The following is a 23,078-nucleotide window of genomic DNA, read 5'->3' on the forward strand; positions in this document are numbered from 1 at the left end:
AAATGAAATTCATTCGCAAGGAATGATCTGATCACAACAGGATGTGGGCCGCCGCTCTTGCAGGACCTTGCAAACGGGTGGTAGACGAGGCCAAATAACACAAACAGACCCATGGCAGGAGAGGCGGCAGAATGGCCCAATTCCCGAGCAGCTTTGACAAGGACGATCTGCTGAAATGCGCCCGTGGCGAGTTATTCGGCCCAGGCAACGCGCAGCTACCTGCCCCGCCGATGCTGATGATGGACCGGATCACCGATGTTTCTGCAGATGGCGGCGCCCACGGCAAAGGCCACATCCTGGCCGAATTCGATATTAATCCGGACCTGTGGTTCTTTGAGTGTCACTTTCCCGGAAATCCGATCATGCCCGGCTGTCTTGGCCTTGATGGCCTGTGGCAGCTGACCGGCTTTAACCTGGGCTGGCGCGGCTGGCAGGGGCGCGGCATGGCTGTCGGCGTCGGAGAGGTAAAACTGACCGGCATGGTCCGCCCGGATCGCAAGATGCTGACCTATAAAATCGATTTCAAAAAGGCGATCCAGACCCGCCGGCTGACTATGGGTGTGGCGGATGGTATCGTCGAAGCAGACGGTGAAATGATCTATGATGTCAAAGACATGAAAGTCGTCCTGTCTGAAGCCTGAGCCTGACCGGCCCGAAATAAGGAGCACGCACATGCGTCGAGTAGTTGTCACCGGTTTGGGGGTCGTGTCCTCCATCGGGAACAATGCCGAAGAGGTTCTGGCCTCACTTAAGGCTGGCAAGTCCGGCATTGAGGCCAACGAGCAGATGGTCGAACACGGCTTTCGCAGCCAGATCGCCGGATCGCTTAAGATTGATGTATCTGAGCATGTCGAAAAGCGCACTTTGCGGTTCATGGGACCGGGTGCGGCCTATGCCCATATCGCTATGAACCAGGCAATCTCTGATGCCGGTCTGACCGAGGATCTGGTCGAAAACCCGCGCACCGGCCTGGTGGCCGGATCGGGTGGCCCGTCAACCAGCGCCATGCTGACCGCACACCAAACAGTGCTGAAAACCGGCGCCACCAAGCGGATCGGACCTTTTGCGGTGCCGAAATGCATGTGCTCGACGATTTCGGCAAACCTTGCGACTGCATTCAAGATCAAAGGGATCAACTATTCGATCACTTCGGCCTGCTCGACCTCGCTGCATTGCATCGGTAACGCGGCTGAACAAATCATGATGGGCAAGCAGGACATCATGTTTGCAGGTGGTGGTGAGGAACTTGACTGGACCCTGTCCTGCCTGTTTGACGCGATGGGCGCGATGTCCTCGAAATACAACGACACGCCCGAGAAAGCCTCGCGCGCGTTTGACCAAGACCGCGACGGGTTTGTGATCTCGGGCGGCGGGGGCATCGTGGTGTTGGAAGATCTGGAGCACGCGCTGGCCCGTGGTGCCAAGATCTATGCCGAAGTCACGGGATACGCGGCCACCTCGGACGGTCACGATATGGTGGCCCCTTCCGGTGAAGGCGGTGAGCGCGCCATGCGTTTGGCCCTGTCCACCATGCCCGAAGGACGCAAAGTTGATTACATCAACGCCCACGGCACCTCGACGCCAGTAGGCGATGTAGGTGAGGTCGAAGCGGTGCGCCGCATTTTCGGAGCAGGGAACGTACCGCCGATCTCGTCGACCAAGTCGATGACAGGTCACGCGCAGGGTGCGGCTGGCGCGCTTGAGGCTATCTTCTGCCTGCTGATGCTGGACCATGATTTTATTACGCCGTCGATTAATGTCGACACACTTGCCGAAGGCATCGAGCCCGGTGAAATTGCAACGCAAGTTGTTGAAAACGCAGGATTGGACAGTGTCATGACCAACAGCTTCGGCTTTGGCGGCACAAACGGGTCCATGATTCTGTCCAAGTATAACGGGTGAATTAGGATGTCGGATCAAATGAAAGGCAAACGCGGCCTGATCATGGGCGTGGCCAATGACCGCTCGATCGCGTGGGGTATTGCCAAGGCCATGCACGAGGCCGGTGCCGAACTGGCCTTCACCTATCAGGGTGAGGCATTTGGCAAACGCCTTGAGCCGCTGGCCCAAAGCCTGGGCAGCGATTTCATGGTCGATGCAGACGTCACCGACGACGCCTCGCTGGACCGGGCATTTGACGAACTGGGCACCCGCTGGCCAACAATCGACTTTGTGGTTCACGCCATCGCCTATTCGGACAAGTCTGAACTGACGGGCCGGTTTCTGGACACCACACGAGCGAACTTCAAAAACTCGATGGATATTTCGGCCTATTCACTGATCGAAGTATCCCGCCGCGCTTATCCGATGATGAAAGAGAACGGCGGCACCATTCTGACCCTCACCTATCAGGGCTCTAACCGGGTTGTGCCGAATTACAACGTCATGGGCGTGGCCAAGGCGGCGCTGGAATCAGCGACCCGTTACCTGGCCAACGATCTGGGACCAGAAGGCATCCGCGTGAACGCAATCTCGCCCGGTCCGATGAAGACCTTGGCGGGTGCCGCGATCGGCGGCGCGCGCAAGACCTTCAAATTCTGTGATCAAAACGCGCCGATGCGCTCCAACGCAACACTGGAAGCCGTAGGCGGCACGGCCGTTTATCTGGCCTCAGACGCAGGTGCCTGCACCTCGGGCGAGATCATTCGCGTCGACGGTGGTTTCCACGTTCTGGGCATGCCGCAACCCGAGGCTATGTGACCCGATCTTTCCCTGCCTGCGTCAAGATTTCACCATCTTTCGCAGGCAGGAATACCGGCATGAGCAAAGCTGACCAAATAATCGCAAGCAACATACGGGCGTCCCGACGAAAATCCGGCTTTCTGGGTTATCGCGGGCGGGTTGCATTGTTGACACTGACCACCTTGTTGTTCCTGTTTGTGTTCTTCACACAGCCGGACGCACAGGAATCACTGAAGACATGGACCAGCCTGTTTTCAGGCTGACCTGTCCACCCGCATCGCGGTCAGTTGACTGAGACAACCTCGATCTCGAAAACCAAATCCTGCCCCGCCAGTGGATGGTTGGCATCCAATGTTACAGTCGCTTCGTCTGTCTCGACCACTGTTACCGGCAGGGTCTGTCCATCGGGTGTCTGCATCTGCAACTGGACGCCGGGCTCCAGCGGTATGTCGTCCGGGATGCCTTCGCGGGGAATCTGCTGCCGCATTGCGGGATTGATCGGGCCGTAGGCGTCCACACAGGCAATCTCAACGCGCTTTTTCTCACCCGTGGCAAGACCGGGCATGGCCGTGTCCAATCCCGGAATAATCTGGCCCGAGCCAACCACAAACTCCAGCGGATCGCGCCCCTCAGAGCTGTCGAACACGTTCCCGTCCAGCAGGGTGCCGGTGTAATGGATGCGAACCGTGTCGCCTTGTTTGATTGCGGTCATGTGTGGCCTCCGGCCGTTAAGGAATGAGCCGGCAAGCGTAGGGCGAAACACGGTATTGTAAACCCTCTACCCCTTTTGCACCCTGGGTCTTTGTGCCAACCTGCGCGCAATCCAGGGAGGGGTATTGATGCCGATAACAACTTGCGTTTTTGACGCCTACGGAACGCTGTTCGATGTATCCGCCGCGGCGCGTCAGGCCGCCGACGAACCCGGCTTTGAGGCGCTAAGACAAAAATGGCCGGATCTGGCCAATCACTGGCGGTTGAAGCAGTTACAATACACTTGGTTGCGGGCGGTGGCCGATGCGCATGGCGATTTCTGGAACGTGACGCAAGACGGGCTGGACTGGGCGCTTGAGGCCACCGGTCTGGATGGCGATCCCTCGCTGCGTCAGCGCTTGCTTGACCTGTACTGGGAATTGCAGGCTTACCCGGAAGTGCCGGAAATGCTGAGCGCACTGAAAACCGGTGGCCTGCAAACGGCGATTTTGTCGAACGGATCGCCCGCAATGCTGGATGGTGCGGTGCAATCCGCTGGTTTGGGCGATGTGTTGGACGATGTGCTGTCAGTCGAAAGCGTCGGTGTCTTCAAACCACATGCGCGGGTTTACGATCTTGTGCAGCAAAGGTTTGGTTGCGCCCGCGACGAGGTATTGTTCGTCAGCTCAAATGGCTGGGACGCTGCCGGGGCCAGTGGATATGGATTTACCACTGCCTGGGTAAACCGGGCGGGCGAGCCAATGGACCGCTTGCCATGGAAACCTGCACATGTACCGTCCGACCTGACACCCATTCCTCAACTGGCTGGACTTTAATGGCTTTTTTTACCACTTCCGATGGCAGAGACCTCTATTTCGAGGACACAGGGTCGGGGACGCCCCTGCTGTGCCTTGCTGGCCTGACCAGAAACACCAAAGATTTTTCCTTCCTTACCCCCCATGTCACGGACCTGCGGCTGATTGCGATGGATTACCGAGGGCGTGGGCAGTCGGATTATGATCCAGACTTCATGAACTACAACGTCCCGCGTGAATCCCAAGACGTGATTGAGTTGCTTGACCATCTGGGTCTTGACCGCGTGGCCGTCCTTGGAACCTCTCGTGGGGGCCTGATCGCGATGGCACTGGCGATCAGCCACCCCAAGCGGTTGCGGGCCGTGGTTCTGAATGATGTGGGGCCGGTAATCGAACCTTCGGGGATCGCGAAAATCATGGGCTACATCGGCAAACAACCGGTGTCCAAAACTTTTGACCATGCCGCGCAAGCGCTGCAGCACGTTATGGGACCACAGTTCCCTGGTATCTCGCTTGACCGGTGGCGTCAGGTGGCAGAATTCCAGTACGAGCAAACCGCGGACGGTTTGGCGTTGCGCTATGACCCGGCCTTGCGCACGGTCTTGATGGATCAGGCTGCGGCTGGTGAAACTCCGGATTTATGGGCGTTTTTTGAGGCACTGCGGGATATTCCAACCGGCGTAATCCGCGGCGCGAACTCGGACATTCTTAGTACCGAAACGTTGATCGAAATGCACAAACGTCACCCGGGTCTTATCTCTGTTGAGGTGCCTGATCGCGGGCATGTTCCCTTCTTGGACGAACCGCAGTCGCTGAACCTCATTCGCAAAGTACTGGACGCCGCATGAGCACGCTGGACATGATCGAAGCCGCTGCTGTCCGGTTAAATGGGCATGTGCGGGAAACGTCACTTCTGACCTCACCCTTTCTGGACAAGCTCGCCGGGCGGCGCGTATTGGTGAAACCCGAATGCCTGCAACATACCGGCAGCTTCAAGTTCCGCGGGGCGTGGTCGGCAATCTCGGCACTGGATGACGCAGACCGGCAGCGCGGGGTGATCGCCTATTCCTCTGGCAACCATGCGCAAGGCGTAGCCTTTGCCGCCACGCAGCACGGGATTTCATCTGTCATTGTCATGCCGTCGGACGCGCCGCAATTAAAGATCAACAACACCAGGGCATTGGGCGGAGAAGTGGTTTTGTACGACCGCGCCAATGAAAGCCGGGAAGAGATTGGCGAGACTTTGGCCGCCCAGCGCGGCCTGACCTTGATCCGTCCTTATGACGAACCGCAGGTCATCGCAGGACAGGGCACAACAGGGCTGGAGATTGCGCGGCAAGCAGCCGACATGGGCGTGGATCAGGCGGATGTTTTGGTCTGTTGCGGCGGCGGCGGGCTGACATCGGGTATTGCACTAGCCCTGGAAAGTCATGCGCCCGGTCTACGCGCCCGCCCGTGCGAGCCCGAAGGGTTTGACGACGTCAAGCGGTCGCTTGCTACCGGCCAAATTCAAAACAACAACGCAGCTGCTGGCAATATCTGCGACGCGATCCTGACGCCGCAGCCCGGAGACATCACTTTTCCCATCCTGCGCCGCCTGTGCGGCCCGGGCCTGTCCGTGACCGAGGACGAAGCGATGCGCGCCATGGCACAGGCCTTTTTACGGTTGAAGATCGTGCTGGAACCGGGCGGTGCAGTCTCGCTGGCCTCTGCCTTGTTCCGGAGGGACGAAATCGAAGGCGATTCGGTGATTGTTGTGGCGTCGGGGGGCAACGCGGACCCCGAGGTCTTTGGGAAGGCGCTGGAATTCCTGACCTGACACCGATCAAGTAAAGTGTCAGTCTGGGACCTTAGCGTGTGACGGCAGGGGGCTTTGGTCATGCAAATTGCGGATATCGGGGACGTGCAGCTTCACTATCGGGTTGATGGTGATCCAAATGGCGCGCCGATTGTCTTTGCCAATTCACTGGGAACCGATCTGCGCCTTTGGGACGCGGTCCTGCCCCATCTGCCCGCTGGATTGCGGATCATCCGCTATGACAAGCGGGGTCATGGCCTGTCTTCGGAGCCCACCGCGCCTTACTCAATGGGAGCCCTGGTGCGCGATACCGAGGCATTGCTGGATCATCTGCAAGTACGGGATTGTGTATTTGTCGGCCTCTCGATTGGTGGCCTGATCGCGCAAGGGCTGGCAGTCAAACGCATGGATCAGGTGCGCGCGCTGGTTTTGTCAAACACCGCCGCCAAGATCGGCACGCCCAAGATCTGGCAGGACCGGATGGCCGCCGTGCGCAAAGACGGGATCGAAGCGCTGGCCGACGCGGCGATGGAGCGTTGGTTTTCCCGCGACTTTCGCGCATCTGCCGAACACGTGGCATGGCGCAACATGATGGTCCGGCAGCCGGTGGATGGCTATGTCGGCTGTTGCGCTGCCATCTCGGGCACGGATTTCTACACGCCGACCAGCGGCCTGCGATTGCCGACAATGGGCATCGCCGGCAGTGAAGATGGATCAACCCCGCCCGATCTGGTACGAGAGACCATTGATTTGATCCCCGGCGCACGATTTGAGCTGATGCGAAGGGCTGGCCATTTGCCTTGCGTTGAACAACCGTCCGAATACGCCGCCTTGCTGCAGAGCTTTCTAAGCGACATCGGACATATTTAAAGGAGCAGAGACTTGGCAGATTTCCTGTTGGTCCATGGGTCCTGTCACGGTGCATGGTGCTGGCGCGACCTTATCCCCGCGCTTGAGGCGTTGGGACATGCGGCGCAAACCGTCGATATGCCCAGCCACGGGTCTGATCCAACGCCGATTGCGCAGGTCACTCTGGACAGTTGCCGCGATGCCATCCTGGCCGGATCAACGCCTGACACGATCATTGTGGGCCATTCCTGGGGTGGCTATCCCATCAGTGCGGCAGCCGAAGCAAACCCGGATGCCATGCGCGCGCTTGTCTACCTGTGCGCTTATGTGCCCCGCGACGGCCTGTCCATGGTCGAGATGCGTAAACGCGCGCCACGTCAGATGTTTGCCGACGCTGTTGAGAAATCCACAGATGGCTTGTCCTACACGGTCAGGCCGGACCGGGTGCAGGAATTGTTCTATCACGACTGCCCGCCGGAAACGGTGCCGTATTCATTGGCGCGCCTATGCCCGCAACCCATCGCCCCACAGGACACCCCACTGGCGCTGAGCAAGCGCTTTGCGGGTGTTCCCAAAGCCTATATCCGCGCAACCGATGACCGGACGATTCCCCCTGAATATGAAGAAGAAATGAGTCGCGTTGCCCAAGAAGGTCTGCGTCGCGTGATCAACAGCTCGCATTCCCCGTTTTTTTCCCACCCCGGTGAACTGGCCGCCATTCTGGATGATCTGGCGCAGGAGTTACCCTGAGTAAGGTCCCAACGCAGGCCCTTCACACATCAGTTCTCCGTGGTAGTGTCCCGGTAATCCAGTTGAACGGGTCCCATGCGTCTGCCTTTTCTCTTTGTTCTCGGCACGGTTATGATCGACGCAATGGGCATCGGTCTGGTGCTGCCCATCATGCCGGAACTGATTGTCGAGGTTCAGGGCGGCTCGCTGGCTGATGCGGCGATCTGGGGCGGGGTGCTGAGCACCGCTTTTGCCGCCATGCAGTTTGTCTTCGGGCCAATTCTGGGAAATCTGTCGGACGCCTACGGTCGGCGCGCCGTGTTGTTGGTGTCGCTGTTTGTTATGTCGCTGGACTATGTGGTCATGGCGCTTGCCGGCACCATCTGGCTGTTGCTGATCGGGCGTATCGTCGGCGGCGTCACTGCGGCAACCCATGCCACCGCAGCAGCGTTCATGGCGGATGTGTCAAAGCCGCATGAAAAAGCCACCAATTTTGGTCTGCTGGGTGCAGCCTTTGGCGTGGGCTTCGTGCTGGGGCCGGTGATTGGCGGACTGCTCGCCGAATATGGCACGCGCGCGCCTTTCTGGGCGGCGGCGGGGCTATCGGCGTTGACCTTTCTTGCAGGCCTTCTGGTGATGCCCGAAACAGTGACTGACAAGACCCGCAGATCTTTCAGCCTGCGGCGGGCCAACCCCGTGAACTCTCTGCGCGCCATTGCCGCTTTGCCCGGCATACGCCCGTTGCTGTGGGTCTATTTCCTGTATTCAGTTTCGATCTATGTCTACCCCGCGATCTGGGCCTATTTCACGACCGAGCGGTTCGGCTGGTCGCCGCAGATGATCGGCCTGTCATTGGGCATCTACGGCATTGGGATGGCAGCGGTTCAGGGCGGGCTGATCCGCCCGGCCACCCGATATCTGGGCGAACGCATCACGATCATCTTCGGCATGACTTTCGGGATCATCAGCTTTTTGCTGCTTTCACTTCTTACCAACGGCTTCATCGCGCTGATGCTGATCCCCATCACTGCGCTTGGGGCTGTCGTCACCCCGGCCCTGCAGGCCCTTACCTCGCGCGCGACCCCGGATTCGCAACAAGGTGAGCTTCAGGGTGTCCTCACATCGCTTCATGCACTGTCGATGGTTTTGTCTCCGTTGGCCATGACCAGTGTGTTTGCCTATTTTGTACGGCCGGGCACGGCCTACTACCTTCCCGGCGCGCCATTTTTGCTGGCTTTGCTTTTGATGTTCGTTGGATTCGCGATGTTTTTGCGTTCACGCCCTCAGGTAGCATAACAACGACCCTTTCATGACGCTTTCCACCTTGCAGAGCGGATCACCGCGCGCCACCGTGATCAAAATGGAATGAGGAAAACCATGCAAACTATCAAAGCGGCCGTCTGCCATGCGTTCGGCGAACCTCTGGTCATCGAGGACGTATTGATCGAGCCACCCGGCACGGGTGAAGTCGAAGTCACTCTGGATGCAGTTGCCATCTGTCATTCCGACATCTCATTCGCCAGCGGCGCATGGGGCGGATTTCTGCCTGCTGTTTATGGCCACGAAGCGGCTGGGGTGATCACCGCCGCGGGTGATGCGGTTGGCGAATTTCAGGTCGGTGACCCGGTTGTAGTCACGCTGATCCGGGCCTGCGGGTCGTGCCCATCTTGCGCCGGAGGCAAACCGACAATATGCGAAACACCGTTCGATACCAGCAAGGGTCCGCTGCATACCGCGGATGGGGCGCCTTTGGATCAGGCAATGGCTTGCGGCGCCTTTGCCGAAAAGGTTGTGGTCAGTCACCGTCAGATCGTGAAGATCCCACCGGCCCTGCCCAAGGACCTTGCCAGTTTGCTGTCCTGCGGTGTGATCACAGGTGTTGGTGCGGCTGTGAATGCCGCCAATCTGCGACCGGGTCAGGATGTTGTCGTGATCGGCGCAGGTGGTGTGGGCCTAAACGCCATTCAGGGCGCGCGCATCGCGGGGGCCCGGCGCATCGTGGCGGTCGACATGACCGAAGAGAAGTTGGAAATCGCCAAGGAATTCGGCGCGACCCACGGCGTATTGGCAAGCCTCAAGGAACCCTGGAAAGCCGTGTACAAAGCCCTGGGAAATCGCGGGGCGGACGCCGTTCTGATCACCGTCGGTGCGATACCTGCCTATGATCAGGCCCCGCGCTATTTGGGTCGTGGGGGCAAGGCGATCATGATCGGAATGCCCCATTCAGGCGACATGTCCAGCTATGAGCCGGTTGTACTGGCCGCGATGGGCCAGGGATTGGTCGGATCGAAAATGGGGGATGTTGTCATCCAGCGCGATATCCCGTGGATGATTGATCTTTATGAACAGGGGCGGCTGAAACTGGACGAGTTGATCTCGGGCCGTTGGTCCCTGTCGCAGATCAACGAGGCGATCGAGGACACCAAAACCGGATCAGCCAAGCGCAACGTGATTGTCTTTGACAACGACTGACGCCACCAGGCGGGAGGATACCGGATGAAACTGCAGGAACTCGACATCATCGTCACCGCCCCGCCTGCACCGGGCTGGGGCGGGCGCTATTGGATTTTGGTCAAAGTCACGACCGATACCGGGATCACGGGTTGGGGCGAATGCTATGCCTCATCCGTTGGCCCCGAGGCGATGCGCCATGTCATCCGAGATGTGTTCGAACGGCATATGCTGGGCGAAAACCCTGAAAACATCGAGCTGATGTTCCGCCGCGCCTATTCCAGCGGGTTCACCCAGCGCCCGGACCTGACGGTGATGGGTGCATTTTCCGGGCTAGAGATCGCGTGTTGGGACATTCTGGGCAAGGATCGCGACCGTCCCGTCTATGCCCTGTTAGGCGGGCTGATGAATGACCGCATCCGCGCCTATACCTATCTCTACCCGCTGCCGCAGCATAACCTGTCCGATTTCTGGACCTCGGCCGATCAGGCGGCAGAAAGCGCTGCAGAAATGGTCCGGCAGGGGTTTACGGCGGTCAAGTTTGACCCGGCAGGTCCCTACACCATCCGCGGCGGGCACATGCCTGCGATGTCAGACATCGCGATGTCGGTTGCCTTCTGCAAAGCAATCCGCGAGGCGGTTGGCGACAAGGCAGATCTGCTTTTTGGCACCCATGGGCAGTTCAACACCGCAGGTGCCATTCGACTGGGTCAGGCTTTGGAACCCTACTCTCCCCTGTGGTTCGAGGAACCGACACCACCCGACATGATCGAGGATATGGCCCGAGTCGCCCGCAATGTTCGCATTCCCGTTGCGACCGGCGAACGGATGACCACCAAAGCCGAATTTGGCGCCGTACTGCGCGCAGGTGCGGCGGAAATCCTGCAACCCGCCTTGGGCCGTGCAGGCGGCATCTGGGAGATGAAGAAAGTTGCCGCCATGGCCGAAGTGTTCAACGCTCAGATGGCACCTCATTTGTATGCCGGACCGGTTGAGTGGGCGGCAAATGTGCATCTGGCGGCATCCATCCCCAACCTCTTGTTGCTGGAAACCATCGAAACGCCGTTCCACCAACAATTGATCAAAGGCACCTTGCGCACTGAAGACGGTTTCGTGACTGCCCCAACCGCACCCGGCCTGGGCATTGATGTGGACGAAGACCTGGCCCGCGCGCTCCCATATACTGGTGACGGGCTGCATCTGGAGATGCAGGAAGACCCCTGCGACTATGTCAACGGCAATGCGTTTCAGGGGGGTGCCCCGGCGAGCGACGCGTAAAGCACCTGGTCTCACCCCCTGGGCAAAACCCGCCGGCCAGGTCCTCAACCCCTAGTTTGAAACATACCCGGCGATAACCTGCATCAGTTTGAACGCTGTTGCCGCGTCGTTCTCAACTACCGCTAGGAATTCTTCCTCACCGATCCGCAAACAGGACAGGCCGGTTTCCGCAATCATGCTCAGGGCACGTGGTTCTTTTCGGATCAGACCCAATTCACCCACCAGAGCGCCGGATCCGACCTTGGCAATCAACTGATCCGGACCTTCCAACTGAGGCAAATACAGCCCTGCCTCGCCCTCAAGCACCACATACGCACCATCAGTGGGTTGGTCGTCTTTCAAAAAGACGACCTCGCCGGGTTTAGCATCATACCAGCGCGCACCAAAGGCCAGCAGGCGCAACTGCCTGCGGTCCAGACCCGAGAACAGCGGCGTCTGTTCCAACGCGCGCAGCTTGCGCGCCAGATCAGCAGAGGCTGCACTGTCTTCTTCCACTTCGCCGGGTCCTTCATCCGAAACCACCCTACCCTGCCGGATTTCCACATACATGTCGAATACTGCCGGGTTTTCGAACTGATCATTCAGATAGATCACCGTCGTGTCCGGCAACATTGACCGCAGGTTTTTGTACACGGCGACCTGAGTGGCCATGTCGTAGCTTGCCAGCGCATTCTCGAGAATCAGAATATCGGGCTTTTTGATTGTCGCGCGGGTAAAGGCCAGAGGTTCGGCAAACAGCGCCGGAAGGTTCTGCCCGCCCAGCGCAACTGGGACGTCATAGATCAATTCGACAACAAGCGGGCGCGCGCCGTTTTCGTCCAGAACATCCACGATCAGCTTGCGTACCTCATCCGAGCGCGTACCACCGATCTGACTGACCTTGCCGAACAAAGCGTTCTCCATCACGGTCAAACCGGGGGCGAATTCATCGCCGCGCAAGGGGACGAAGACATCCGACAACCGCTCCAACAGTTTTTCCGAATGGCTGTGACGCAGTTCTAGGATGCGGTTCTTAAGCTCATCCGTGAAAGCTGGCCCAATCTGTTCGGCCGAAATCACCAACGGCACCGCCAGCAGATTGGCCAGCTGCTCATCGTTCAACCCGGCGACCCCGTCGTTTCGGGTCTGCTCAATGAGTTCCACAGCGGTTTCATAGGTCTTTGCCTCAAGCCCAAGCTTGCGGAACAACGGGTGATCAGTGCCATCCAGACCAAAAATCTGGCGCAGCATCTCGATCACGTCGCGGGTCAGGTTGACCAAAGTTTCATCCAGGCCCAACTCTCGCAATTGCCCCAGAAAGACCGTTTGGCCCGCCAGCAATTCCTGTGTGACCGGGACGCGTGGCGTGGCAAACAGCAGGTTTTCTGCCACCGGCAATGCGGGGTTATAGGTGTTGCGATCAAAAACCAGCGCCTGTTGTTCCAGCCCGGCTTTCAGCACAGCCTGTTGCACCAAGGGGCGCAGCTCAACCAGTTTGCGCGCCAGTTCCTGATGTTCTTTTGGATCGAAACTTTGTTCCGATCCGCGTTGAAACAGGGCTGGGCCTGATCCCAAACCGTCGATCAGGTGCAGCCACCAGTCACGCAGCTCTGCCGGGCTGTTCAACCCGGCCAGCGAGGGATCAAGCCAGTCCGCCTGGAATGGGTCCGCGCTGTTTCCAGCCCGTTGAGTTTCAGCAAACGCCGGGTCCTCCACCGGGGCCGTCACCGGTTTGAACCGCATCGGCATCATGACGTTGTCGCCAAAAGTGCCCTGGAACATTACAGGACGGGATGAGGCATAGCCGATCCGCGCAGCCACGATGCTTTGATGCACGCCAGACAGGTTTTCACCGCCAATCTCAACCCGGCCCGAGCTGGGCACAACCTCGCGCGTCAGCAACTCGGCCACGGCGCGCCTGTCTTCTTCGCTGGGGGTTGCAATCCCGATGGTTTGCCCGCTGGGGAACGCCAGATTCAGATCGTCCAGAACCTGATTGCCGTCCATGTCTCGAACCGAGACATGGGTCAGAACGATATCGCCATTCAGACGCGGGCGCTTCTCGGGCTCGCCTTCGAACAGCTTTTCATCCGGCATGCCCGGTGGCGCAAAGCGCTCTACAACCACATCCCATCGCAGCGACATGTCCTGGGTTTGGTTGTAGTAAGTCAGCAGTTCCTTCCAGGGGGAGCTGAGATCCTTGTACGCCGCCAGTGCCGCGACCAGCGCGCCCAGAGAAACCGACCCCTGCAGCACCAACAGACCACCGACCAGGTAGAACATGAAAGGCGTCAGCTGCGATATGAAGTTGTTGATGAACTTCATAAAGAATTTCTTCTGGTAGATGTCGAACCGAATCGCGAAAAGCCGCCCCAGCTGATCCGAAATCATCGCCCGGCGATAGCGCCAGCCGCCGTTGGATCGCAATGTCGAAGCCCCAGCCGCGTTTTCGCCAATCTGTGCTGCCAGCAAACGGACTTCCTGAATGCGTTCCTTGTTCAGCAGGTTGATCTGGCGCTGCAATTTGGGGATCAGCCAAGCCTGCAGCGGGATCAATGCAACGGCGGCCAGACCAAACCAGACGCTTTGCAGAAACAGGAAAGACAGAATCGTGATCATCTGCCCCGCCTGTAAAACCGGCTGGCTGATCGCGTCGCCCATCAGACCACCCATCGGCTCGCTTTCGGCGGTGATCATCGAAACCATTTCACCCTGACTGACCCGCTCGAAATAGGGCTGCGGAAAGCGCAAGGCGCGGTTGATCAACTGATACCGGAACCGGCGCAGCATCCGCTCGCTCAGCACGCCTTTCATGGTGTTGATCCGCATTTTCATCAGACCATGCGCCAGCACGGCCGCCAGAAATGCGCCACACAGGATGACAAGGAAAGTGGTCTGCTGCAGGCTATAGCCCCAGAATTCGACCACGGAACTGGTTGCACCAATCGCATCGTTAATAATGCGCTTAGGCAATTCCAACGTCAGATACAGCAACGGAAACAGCGTAGAGGTCACGGCCAGCAGGATCATCTGGTCGCGTTTCGAGTATTTCCAAATAAACCGGAAGATCGTGCGTTCTATGGAACCTGCCCCTGTTACGGATCACCGACCTGATATTGCCGAAAATGTCGTAAATCCAACAGTCTGAATTTACCGCAATCCGGGTCTGAGACGCAAATAGTTTCCAATTTGACCAGATTATCGCCGAGTGTGAACAAGTTCATTTGCGCAACTTCGGTTTAGCCCCTAAAGTTTCAACCAGGACGATTTCGGGAGGCCAATTTGAGTGCCAGCTTAGGCGCAGTGTTATTGATGATTTGCTTGTTGCAAATCAAACATATGTTTGCGGATTTCTACCTCCAGACGCCTAAAATGTTGTCCGGTCGTGGTGAGTATTTTCACTGGGGCCGTGCGCAGCATGCCGGAGTCCACATTGTGGGCTCGGTTTTAGTATTCATGCTGTTTGGCGCGCCATGGTCCTTCATTCTGATCATCGCAGCGCTGGAATGGATTGTTCATTTCAACATTGATTTCGCCAAGGCCAGCTATTCGGACAAAAAGCAACTGGTGCCGAGCCAGGCCGCGTTCTGGCGTGCCGCCGGTTTGGATCAGTGCCTCCATAATCTGACATATGTAGCCATGGTCTGGGCCTGGGCACAGTTCGCCGCCTAAAAGACCGGGTATTTTCAGGCTACATCTTCAAAAACGGGTGCTTGGTAGATGGATATCCATCGCCGGTCTATTGCGTCTATCTCAGCGGATTCGAAGCTGTCTTCCGCCTCCCAATAGCGTCCGGACGGAACCATGTAGCCCAACTTTTTTTCAGCGTGTAGAACTTCTTCCATTCGTTTTGTCGACGGCAACGAGCCTGCGGTTAGATCACCCAACCCCGCTGGCGGGAACAGCAACCGGCTGGCCCCGTTCGACAGCCTGACAACCCGGCAGTCTTGTGCTGCCCCAAACATCGCCAGCCGCGCCGATTTGGCCTCGAGCGAGCGCAGGGTTACATCTGTGCGCAACGGATCGGCCTCTCCGGTTCCATAGAAATGGGTTTTGCCGGTTTCGGGATACACCATGTCGCAGCCGCAATACGCCATGACCGCGGGCCGCAGCGCTGCAAGGGCCCAGTACCCGGCGGTGAACGCCATTGTCCCACCAGCGTACACAAACCCCCCAAAATCGTTCTGCACAGGCACGTATTCCTCGGCCGAGACGATCCGTTGATGGTCCGCGATACTGTCGGGACGGTTTGCCCTCGGAAAATCCTCGGGGTGAATCAGAACATCCCAATCCGGACGAATACGCCAGGCATTGTTGATCGCAACAATATGGGTGAAGGCGTCACGGGGCCATGCCCGTGCCGCCACAGCGCTTGGCGCACTTCCAAGTATCAGAACTCGGTTCGTCGGTTCAGTCATCCCGGACCCTGCCGTTTTTGCAGCTTTAAGGATAGTTAGAGCATTTGGCAGCGCAAGCTAGCCCAGAACCGAAAAACTGCTTTCTTCATTGATCGGGCGCTTGCGGGAATAGAACCCGACATCGATCGCATGTTTGATATAGGGCAGTTCAAACTGCAGTGGCTGCGCGTCGTGATCCACCCCACCTTCGCAGTATTCGATCAGCGCGGTCATCATTTTGCCCGCAATTGGCGCGTTCTTGTATTGGTTCCCACTGGTGCCGCAGGCCATGTAGAACCCCTGCAGGCTGGATTTGTCATAGATAGGAATCCAGTCCGTCGACGCGTCATACAGATCGACCACACCGCGGGTTTTGGACGGGATGCCAAGGCTGGGCACGCGCTGCGCATAACGCATCGCCTGCGTGGTCCATTGATCGGTGAAATCGTGGTTGTAGTGCACGTCATCCTCGCACCATTGATGCGCATCACATTCCGGATCTTCCGAGCCGATCAGGATGTGGTTGCCGTGCTCAGGCCGGCAATAAAGCGCGATATCGCTGTCTGAAACGATCGTGCCCTGGTGTTCAAAATCAAACCCTTCGGGCGCAGGCACATGCACCACTTCTTGCCGCAGGGGGCGGGTTTCGATGGTCATGTCGTCTAGCACGTCTGCCAGCTTGTTGATGATGGCCGAGCCGGGCCCGGCTACATTGACAACAACCTTGGCGCGGATCTCTTCGCCCGAGGCCAGTTTGACACCCGCCACGCGCCCGTCTTCTGCCAAAACCTCAACAACTTCTGCCCCGGTGCGCACCTCAGCGCCATGCTGTTTGGCCGCATCCATAAGGTTTTGCGCCGACAGGGCCGGATCGGTGACGTACCCCGCCTGAGGCCAGAACACGCCCCCTTGCATCTTGCGCCCGTTTGGTTGGCCAAAGTCAGGATCGTCCATACGTTTGGGCGGCGTAAAGCTGTCCAGGGAGTAAACCGGTAACCGGTCGACGATCTTCTCGGGCGACCACTCCTCGAACGGGCAATCCAGATCGGCGCTGTTTTTCATGTGTTTGTCCAGCATCCCGTTGGCGTCTGTTTTCATCACCAGACATCCCGTTTCGCGGAACTGCGCCAGATTGGCGTCGTCAGGCAGGCCCAGATATTCGGCCCAGTCGCGCCAGTAATGGTACCCCTCCCAGGCAAACGCCGTGCCGTCGAAGGTCGAATAATGCATCCGGATGATCGCGCAGGACCCGGCGGTCGAGCCATGACCAACCTGAGCGTTGCGGTCCAGCGACAGGGTTTTCCACCCCGCCTTGGCCATTTCAAACGCGACCGCTGCGCCGATCACACCTGTTCCGATGATGATTGCGTCTGGTTGGCTCATGAGGGATCTCCTTTCCAATAGCGCTTTGAATAGGCGCTGAATTCTTCGACTTCCTCGGGCATTGGTTCGACCCCGGTGAAGACGTAAAGATAGTGCGGAACCATTGCGATCCGCACCGACATGGGTTCGTTCAGCTGTGCAAGGTCATAGCCGATCTGCATGTAATACAGCACGCGGGCGCGAGTTTCGGCCTCAATCTCGGAATAACCATAGCGCGCGAACATCGCGTGCAGGGCCTGCAACCGACGGGCATCCGATTGGTCCAAAGACCGCCGGACCTTGCCCGATTTACGTGCCCAGTCTCGCACGGCAAAATCCAGCGCCGTGTCAAACAGATCGGTGTTCACCACGCAGCGATGCACGTTGCAAACTGCACCTGTGATAGTGTCTGCCGGGGCCTCGGACTGCGCGACAAGCGCGGCGGTATTGGTGGCTTGCCACCGGGCCAATAATGCATCCAGCAGCTCTTGTCGTGACTTGAAGTACCAATAAAACGAAGACCGCGATACCGCCATCCGCTCGGCCAGGTTCAGAACCTTGATCTGGTCCACCCCGTCCGAAATCAGCACATCCATCGCCACGTTCAGCCAGTCATCGCGCGTGACCTTGACGTTGCCGACCAGAGGTTCGGCCTTTGGATCATCACGGTGGAGGATGGGTTTGGTGTTCATTCAGCTTTCTGGCGGCGCGCCGCCCTCCTGAGTTCGTCGGGCAATAAACGTCTCGAGCGCGGCCAGCCCGTCGCCGTTTTGGTCCGGGGGTTCGAAATTGGCAAGGATGTCTTTCCAAACTCCGGTCGCCCGATGGTTGGCGTCGACCGAGCCGCGTTCTGCCCAGGTTCCGAAATTGGCATAATCGTGCAGGTGCGGTTGGTAAAACTCTGTATTGTAACGCGCCATCGTCTGACTGGAGGCAAAGAAATGACCGCTGGGCTCCACCTCGGCCAGCGCGGTGTCAAAGCCAATCTCGTCGCGTCCGGCCTGGGCACCGGCGCATAGTTCCGCCACCATGTTCAGCACTTCGGCGTCGCAAACCAGTTTCTCAAAGGATACAGTCAGACCGCCTTCCAACCAGCCAGCAGAATGGATAATCACCGTCGCCCCGGCCATCAGACAACCCCACAGACCAAACTGGTTTTCATTGGCCGCCTGGACATCATTGCTGTTCGAGGCCGACCCGGCCGCTGACCGCCAGGGTAAACCCAGATGCCGCGCCAATTGGCCTGCGGCAAGTGACGCCTGAAAATGCGAAGGCGTCCCAAAGGCCGGAGCGCCCGATTTCATATCAACATTGCTGGTGAATGTCCCGTAACAGACCGGCGCGCCGGGGTTGGTCAGTTGGGTCAGCGTCAGCGCCGCAAGCGCCTCGGCATGGGACAAAGTGATTGCGCCCGCAACGGTGATGGGTGCCATTGCCCCCATCAGAGTGAACGGCGTGATGATCGACATCTGGCCATATCGGGCAAAGTCAATCAAACCTTGGGCCATGGGGATATCGAGTGTCCGCGGACTGTTGGTATTGATGATCGTGTAGCAATGCGGATTGGCGCGGAAAACATCGTCTGAGAGACCGCGCGCGGTGGACAACATCTCAAAGCAGTCCGTTATCTGCGGTGTCCCGCGCGAGAAGAAGAACGGGAACTTGTCTGTCAGTTCCATCTGCGCCCGCGTGGTGAAGTAGTGCCGCAGATGGGTCGGTACATCCTGCGGCTCGACCTGAGGCGAGATCATCTGAAATACATCAAAATGATGCGTGAGCTTCAGGAACTCCAGATAGTCCTGTCCCGTCGCCGGTCTCCGCCCACGTTCCAAATCCGTGGCATTGGGGGCCCCGGCCCCCGGCTGGAACACCAACGAGCCCAATTCAAGCGTGAAATCCCGGTGCCGCGCGCCCGCCTGGCAAGCGATGGACTTGGGGGCCGAGGCAACCGCGGCCTCGACGATATCGCGCCCGATAAAAACCATTTCGCTGTCTTCATCAACTTTTGCACCAGCCTTGGCAAATATCCTTCGCGCCTCGGGCAGCAGGACCCGGACGCCAAGCTCTTGCAGCATCCGCAGGGCAGTATCGTGCATATCCGCGATATGATCGGCCGGGAAAACCTCCATCTGCGGGAAGGGGTTTTTAAGCTGGCGGTAGTTCACATCGCGGCTAGGTTTTGGCGGGGCGTCTGCACCGCGCCCCCGCCGCCGTTTGCTCCGCTCGGGTGTTTGTGAGGTGACCATCAGCCCCTCATCGCCTTGCCCTGTGGATCATAAGGTGACGGCGCGATCACCCGCGCAGAGCATTCAACGCCAACCACATGGACGGACAGTTCCGTGCCCAGTTCTGCCATGTCTTGGTTGACCAGCCCCATGGCCAGCGACTTGCCGGTGTAATGCCCGAACCCGCCCGAGGTGACGAACCCAACGCGGTCTTCGCCCGCCCAGATCGGCTCGTAACCGCTGGCATCGGCGTCCAACGCGTCGACCTCAAGCGTGACCAGCACCTGCGCCGGGCCGTTTCCATCCCGCTCGGCCAACGCGGCCTGTTTGCCGACAAACTCTTTGTCCCAGTCGATCCAGCGATCCATTCCGGTCATACCGGGCGTGTAGGCCTGGGTGAATTCTGCCGACCAGATGCCAAAGCTCTTCTCAAGCCGCGTTGACAGCATGGCGTTGAACCCGCATTCGCAAATGCCATTTTCGGCCCCGGCCTCAAGCAACATCCGGCGCAGCTTGATATGGTCGCCATAGCGGCAGTTGATTTCATAACCTTTTTCGCCGGTCACAGACATGCGCGCGACGCGGGCGCGAACCAGACCGATGTCGAAATCACCGCAACCCATGAATTTCAGGCCCGAGATATCCTGTTCCACCAGCTTTTCGATCACAGCCTGCGATTTCGGACCGACAAGGCCAAAGCCACAGTATTCCTCACCAAGATCGCGGATGGAAACACCGTCAATCATATGGTCATCGAACCAGCGCATATGCCAGGCGCGCAGGTAATAACTGCCCATGATCCACCAGGTGCCATCGCCCCAGTTGAGAACGGTCAGATCGCCTTTTAGGCGCCCATTCTCACCCAACATCGGTGCCAGCTTGGCCCGCCCCGGCGCGGGCAGCTTCGACGCCATGACCTTGTCCAGCCAAATCTTGGCATTTGGTCCAGATACTTCGAACCGGGAAAAGCCCGTGATATCCATCAGGCCGACGCCTTCGCGAATGGTCCGGCATTCTTCGGCCACTATGTCATGCGCGTTGGATCGTTTCAGCGTCGGCGTCTCTTCGAACCCCTTCGGTGCGAAATACAGCGGCACCTCAAGATCCCAGCTGACGCCCCATTTGCACCCGGCTTCGGTCATCGCGTCATGGGCCGGTGTCATTTTCAGCGGGCGACCCGCGGGCAGTTGTTCGTTCGGATAGGTCATTACAAACCGACGGGAATAGAACTGCCCGGTGGTTTCGCGAATATAGCGCTTGTTCTGGGCAAAATCGCCATAACGCGCCACGTCCATCGGCCATGCGTCCGCCTCGGGTTCGCCATGGATCATCCACTCGGCCAGCGTCTTGCCAACGCCGCCGCCCTGCAGGAATCCGGCCATAACGGCGCAGGCCGTCCAGTAACCGCGTTTGCCCGGAACGGGGCCCACCAGCGGATTGCCATCCGGCGAAAACGTAAACGCGCCATTCACCCACGTCTTGATGCCGACGTCCTGGATCGCGGGATAACGTTCAAAGCCCAGCATCAGTTCGTTTTCGATCCGGTCGAGTTGTTCCTGAAACAACTCTTCACCATAGGTCCAGGGCGCGCCATCCATCGCCCAATGTTCGTGATCGACCTCATAGATACCAATCAGGACGCCCTTCTGGTCCTGCCGCATATAGGTGAAACCTTCGAGATCGACGGTCATTGGCATCTCAAAATCAGCGGCGGCCACTTCGGGAATGGAATCGGTGATCAGATAGTGGTGTTTTAAAGGCGAAACCGGCAGCTCAACCCCCGCCATACGCCCCACCTGTTTGGCCCAGAGGCCGGCGGCATTGACCACATGCTCACACGTGATCGTGCCTTTGTCGGTCACGACCTGCCAGCCGTCGTCAGTCTGGATCAACTCCTCGACCTTGGTTTCCTCGTAATACTCAGCGCCGCGTTTCTTGGCAGCCGTCGCGTAGGCCTGCACTGTGCCCGTGGTATCGATGTATCCTTCACGGTCGGCCCACATTGCCCCCAACACGCCGTCGGTCGACATGATCGGGCAGCGCCTCTGCGCTTCTTCCGGGGACAGCAATTCACAATCGTCAATGCCAATGGATTGGAAAATCCGGTAATTCGCCTGCAGCCACTCCCAACGCTCCGGCGTTCCCGCAAGCGTCAGGCCGCCCGTCATATGCAGGCCGATATTCTGGCCGGATTCCTTTTCAATCTCGCTGAGCAGATCAATCGTATAGGCCTGTAGTGACGCCATATTCGGATCGGCGTTCAGCGCATGAATGCCCCCCGCCGCATGCCAGGACGACCCCGACGCCAGGCGCCGACGTTCCAGCATGACCACATCCGACCATCCGAACTTGGCCAGATGATACAGAACCGACGCACCCACAACGCCGCCGCCAATGACCACAACCCTATACTGAGATTTCATCCTGCTCTCCCCTGCATGATTGCAAAGGACGCTAGACGCACTGTTCACTTCTGTCTAGACATTTCTGTACAGTCCTGGCCGCCAGAAATCATTAAGCCCGGTGGCAAGGTTTAAAGCTGCGCGCTGGGGCGCGAACCAATCCCTTCGAACCACGCCAGAGTGGCAGAATTTTCCTGCGGAATCCGCGCCTTAATGACGCGGGCAAAGTCCACAAAGACAAAGGCAGAGATATCGGCAAGGGTGAAATCCGGCCCGGCGATATAGGCGCTCTCAGACAGCCGCGTTTCCAACAGGTCAAAGAAAAGCCCGACCCGTACCGCCCCACGTTGGGCCAGCTCGGGAATCTGTGCGTGATTCACCGGACCCGGAATAGCCCGATCCGCAAAAGCCGGATGCGTATTTCGCAGGGTTTCAGCAATGGGCATCCCGCCTTGCTGTTCGACCAGGCTGTTCCACATCAAAACCAATCCCTTTTCGTCCGCCGTGCGTCCCATCAACGGCGGCTCGGGGCAACGGGCTTCGAGATATGCCGCGATCCCAAGGTTTTCGGTCAGCACTGTACCTTCATTCGTGACCAGAACCGGAATGGTTGCATTCGGATTTACTGCTTTGAAAGCACCGCTCAGCTGTTCGCCCTTGGCAATCGAGATTTGCCGGGTTTCTATGTCCAGCCCTTTTTCAGCAATGAACATGCGGGCCCGGCGCGGGTTGGGTGCGGTCGCGCAATCGTAGAATAGCATGGAAAGATCCTCTTAGCCCGTCAGCGGCGATAGATAAAACACCTGCCATCCACTGCGGTGGGCGGCAAAGGCAATTCGGTCAGCGTGTCGAAATACATCCGGTCGCTGGACACCATCAGGCCACCTTCGGCTAGCAACGGTTCGATCAGCGGGGAAACGAATCTGGCAAAGGCATCGTTTTTTTCCCGGTTATGCCCTCCAAGGTCCGCATGGATAAGGCTGGCGGTGGCCCCGAAACGATCCAGCGAGGCTGGCAGCGTCTCACGGACGTCGCCCAGAATCACACGATCATCCGGCGGCGTCGAATCCGGATGAGAGGCAACCGCGCGCTCGAACACGTAAACAGGGCGGTTCTCAATGTACTGTACCATGTGATGGTACGTGCGGCCGTTGCCAAGACCCAGTTCGAATACAGGACCAGGTATCCCATGAGACTGTGCGATGGCGTAATCCAGACAGGCGCGCTGAGACACCATGCGGTCGATGAACAGATCCAATCTGCTTTGGGCGTCGGACACGGGGAAATCTCTCCTTGATACCAGTCGGCACGCAAGATGTGGCCGACATGGTATGTGATGACAAATCCTACCGGCTTTGTGTAGGCAAATTGGCCTCAGTTTCACGTTTCCGCGACGTTTCGGCCCAAGAACGGGTTTGACT

Annotated in this window: 22 protein-coding genes; 13 read left to right on the forward strand and 9 right to left on the reverse strand. The window is 58.4% G+C overall.

What is annotated here, in order from left to right; translation table 11 throughout:
* The first annotated feature begins 131 nt into the window (after window positions 1–131).
* The 4 genes from fabA to RUM8411_RS18955 are packed head-to-tail and all read left to right on the forward strand — an operon-like array spanning window position 132 to window position 2,945.
* Window positions 132–641: a bifunctional 3-hydroxydecanoyl-ACP dehydratase/trans-2-decenoyl-ACP isomerase gene (gene fabA, locus RUM8411_RS18940; protein WP_085824286.1), complete on the forward strand. Its 510-nt coding sequence runs from the start codon at window positions 132–134 to the stop codon at window positions 639–641.
* A 31-nt stretch (window positions 642–672) separates the two neighbouring features.
* Complete coding sequence (gene fabB, locus RUM8411_RS18945) at window positions 673–1,902, forward strand: beta-ketoacyl-ACP synthase I (protein ID WP_085824287.1); 1,230 nt, start codon at window positions 673–675, stop codon at window positions 1,900–1,902.
* A gap of 6 nt (window positions 1,903–1,908) precedes the next feature.
* The gene (locus RUM8411_RS18950; protein ID WP_085824288.1) at window positions 1,909–2,700 is read left to right on the forward strand and encodes an enoyl-ACP reductase FabI; all 792 of its coding nucleotides are present in this window, start codon (window positions 1,909–1,911) and stop codon (window positions 2,698–2,700) included.
* A gap of 59 nt (window positions 2,701–2,759) precedes the next feature.
* On the forward strand, window positions 2,760–2,945 hold the full coding sequence (locus RUM8411_RS18955; RefSeq protein ID WP_085824289.1) for a hypothetical protein: 186 nt from the start codon (window positions 2,760–2,762) through the stop codon (window positions 2,943–2,945).
* A 20-nt stretch (window positions 2,946–2,965) separates the two neighbouring features.
* Here the strand turns inward: RUM8411_RS18955 and RUM8411_RS18960 are convergent, their stop codons facing one another.
* On the reverse strand, window positions 2,966–3,394 hold the full coding sequence (locus RUM8411_RS18960) for an FKBP-type peptidyl-prolyl cis-trans isomerase (protein ID WP_085824290.1): 429 nt from the start codon (window positions 3,392–3,394) through the stop codon (window positions 2,966–2,968).
* A gap of 127 nt (window positions 3,395–3,521) precedes the next feature.
* On the opposite strand from RUM8411_RS18960, the gene RUM8411_RS18965 reads away from it, so the two are divergent.
* The 8 genes from RUM8411_RS18965 to RUM8411_RS19000 all read left to right on the forward strand — a co-directional run bounded on the left by RUM8411_RS18965 (window position 3,522) and on the right by RUM8411_RS19000 (window position 11,292).
* A complete protein-coding gene (locus tag RUM8411_RS18965; protein WP_085824291.1) occupies window positions 3,522–4,208 on the forward strand; it encodes a haloacid dehalogenase type II in 687 nt (228 codons plus the stop codon).
* The gene (locus RUM8411_RS18970) at window positions 4,208–5,035 is read left to right on the forward strand and encodes an alpha/beta fold hydrolase (RefSeq protein ID WP_085824292.1); all 828 of its coding nucleotides are present in this window, start codon (window positions 4,208–4,210) and stop codon (window positions 5,033–5,035) included. The genes RUM8411_RS18965 and RUM8411_RS18970 overlap by 1 nt, the downstream gene beginning before the upstream one ends.
* Window positions 5,032–6,006, forward strand: coding sequence for a threonine ammonia-lyase (locus RUM8411_RS18975; protein ID WP_085824293.1), 975 nt, complete (start codon window positions 5,032–5,034; stop codon window positions 6,004–6,006). The genes RUM8411_RS18970 and RUM8411_RS18975 overlap by 4 nt, the downstream gene beginning before the upstream one ends.
* Window positions 6,007–6,066: 60 nt before the next feature.
* Entirely contained in the window at window positions 6,067–6,855 is a 789-nt protein-coding gene (gene pcaD / locus RUM8411_RS18980; RefSeq protein WP_085824294.1) for a 3-oxoadipate enol-lactonase, read from the forward strand.
* 12 nt (window positions 6,856–6,867) lie between these two features.
* Window positions 6,868–7,584, forward strand: coding sequence for an alpha/beta fold hydrolase (locus RUM8411_RS18985; RefSeq protein WP_085824295.1), 717 nt, complete (start codon window positions 6,868–6,870; stop codon window positions 7,582–7,584).
* A gap of 75 nt (window positions 7,585–7,659) precedes the next feature.
* Window positions 7,660–8,859, forward strand: coding sequence for a TCR/Tet family MFS transporter (locus RUM8411_RS18990; protein ID WP_085824296.1), 1,200 nt, complete (start codon window positions 7,660–7,662; stop codon window positions 8,857–8,859).
* 81 nt (window positions 8,860–8,940) lie between these two features.
* Window positions 8,941–10,035 (forward strand): Zn-dependent alcohol dehydrogenase, encoded by a 1,095-nt coding sequence (locus tag RUM8411_RS18995; RefSeq protein ID WP_085824297.1) that lies wholly within the window; start codon window positions 8,941–8,943, stop codon window positions 10,033–10,035.
* A gap of 24 nt (window positions 10,036–10,059) precedes the next feature.
* Complete coding sequence (locus RUM8411_RS19000; protein ID WP_085824298.1) at window positions 10,060–11,292, forward strand: mandelate racemase/muconate lactonizing enzyme family protein; 1,233 nt, start codon at window positions 10,060–10,062, stop codon at window positions 11,290–11,292.
* A 51-nt stretch (window positions 11,293–11,343) separates the two neighbouring features.
* On the opposite strand, the gene RUM8411_RS19005 is transcribed toward RUM8411_RS19000, so the two are convergent.
* A complete protein-coding gene (locus RUM8411_RS19005; protein WP_085824299.1) occupies window positions 11,344–14,301 on the reverse strand; it encodes an ABC transporter transmembrane domain-containing protein in 2,958 nt (985 codons plus the stop codon).
* Between the two features lie 252 nt (window positions 14,302–14,553).
* Between RUM8411_RS19005 and RUM8411_RS19010 the strand changes: the two genes are divergently transcribed.
* Window positions 14,554–14,943, forward strand: a complete 390-nt coding sequence (locus RUM8411_RS19010) for a DUF3307 domain-containing protein (RefSeq protein WP_085824300.1) — start codon at window positions 14,554–14,556, stop codon at window positions 14,941–14,943.
* A gap of 14 nt (window positions 14,944–14,957) precedes the next feature.
* Here the strand turns inward: RUM8411_RS19010 and RUM8411_RS19015 are convergent, their stop codons facing one another.
* From RUM8411_RS19015 to RUM8411_RS19045, 7 genes are all read right to left on the reverse strand, one after another.
* Window positions 14,958–15,689: a hypothetical protein gene (locus tag RUM8411_RS19015; protein ID WP_085824301.1), complete on the reverse strand. Its 732-nt coding sequence runs from the start codon at window positions 15,687–15,689 to the stop codon at window positions 14,958–14,960.
* A 57-nt stretch (window positions 15,690–15,746) separates the two neighbouring features.
* Window positions 15,747–17,051, reverse strand: coding sequence for an NAD(P)/FAD-dependent oxidoreductase (locus RUM8411_RS19020; RefSeq protein ID WP_085824302.1), 1,305 nt, complete (start codon window positions 17,049–17,051; stop codon window positions 15,747–15,749).
* Complete coding sequence (locus RUM8411_RS19025) at window positions 17,048–17,722, reverse strand: TetR/AcrR family transcriptional regulator (protein ID WP_085824303.1); 675 nt, start codon at window positions 17,720–17,722, stop codon at window positions 17,048–17,050. Before RUM8411_RS19025 ends, RUM8411_RS19020 begins: the two co-directional genes overlap by 4 nt.
* Window positions 17,723–19,276, reverse strand: a complete 1,554-nt coding sequence (locus RUM8411_RS19030; protein WP_085824304.1) for a trimethylamine methyltransferase family protein — start codon at window positions 19,274–19,276, stop codon at window positions 17,723–17,725. It abuts the gene before it with no gap.
* Entirely contained in the window at window positions 19,276–21,678 is a 2,403-nt protein-coding gene (locus RUM8411_RS19035; RefSeq protein WP_085824305.1) for a GcvT family protein, read from the reverse strand. Before RUM8411_RS19035 ends, RUM8411_RS19030 begins: the two co-directional genes overlap by 1 nt.
* A gap of 110 nt (window positions 21,679–21,788) precedes the next feature.
* Complete coding sequence (locus tag RUM8411_RS19040; RefSeq protein WP_085824306.1) at window positions 21,789–22,418, reverse strand: glutathione S-transferase family protein; 630 nt, start codon at window positions 22,416–22,418, stop codon at window positions 21,789–21,791.
* A 20-nt stretch (window positions 22,419–22,438) separates the two neighbouring features.
* Window positions 22,439–22,936 carry a class I SAM-dependent methyltransferase gene (locus RUM8411_RS19045; protein WP_143534938.1) on the reverse strand — a complete coding sequence of 166 codons (498 nt, stop codon included), beginning with the start codon at window positions 22,934–22,936 and terminating at the stop codon, window positions 22,439–22,441.
* Window positions 22,937–23,078: the final 142 nt, after the last annotated feature.

The organism is Ruegeria meonggei, assembly GCF_900172215.1.
Lineage (GTDB): Bacteria > Pseudomonadota > Alphaproteobacteria > Rhodobacterales > Rhodobacteraceae > Ruegeria > Ruegeria meonggei.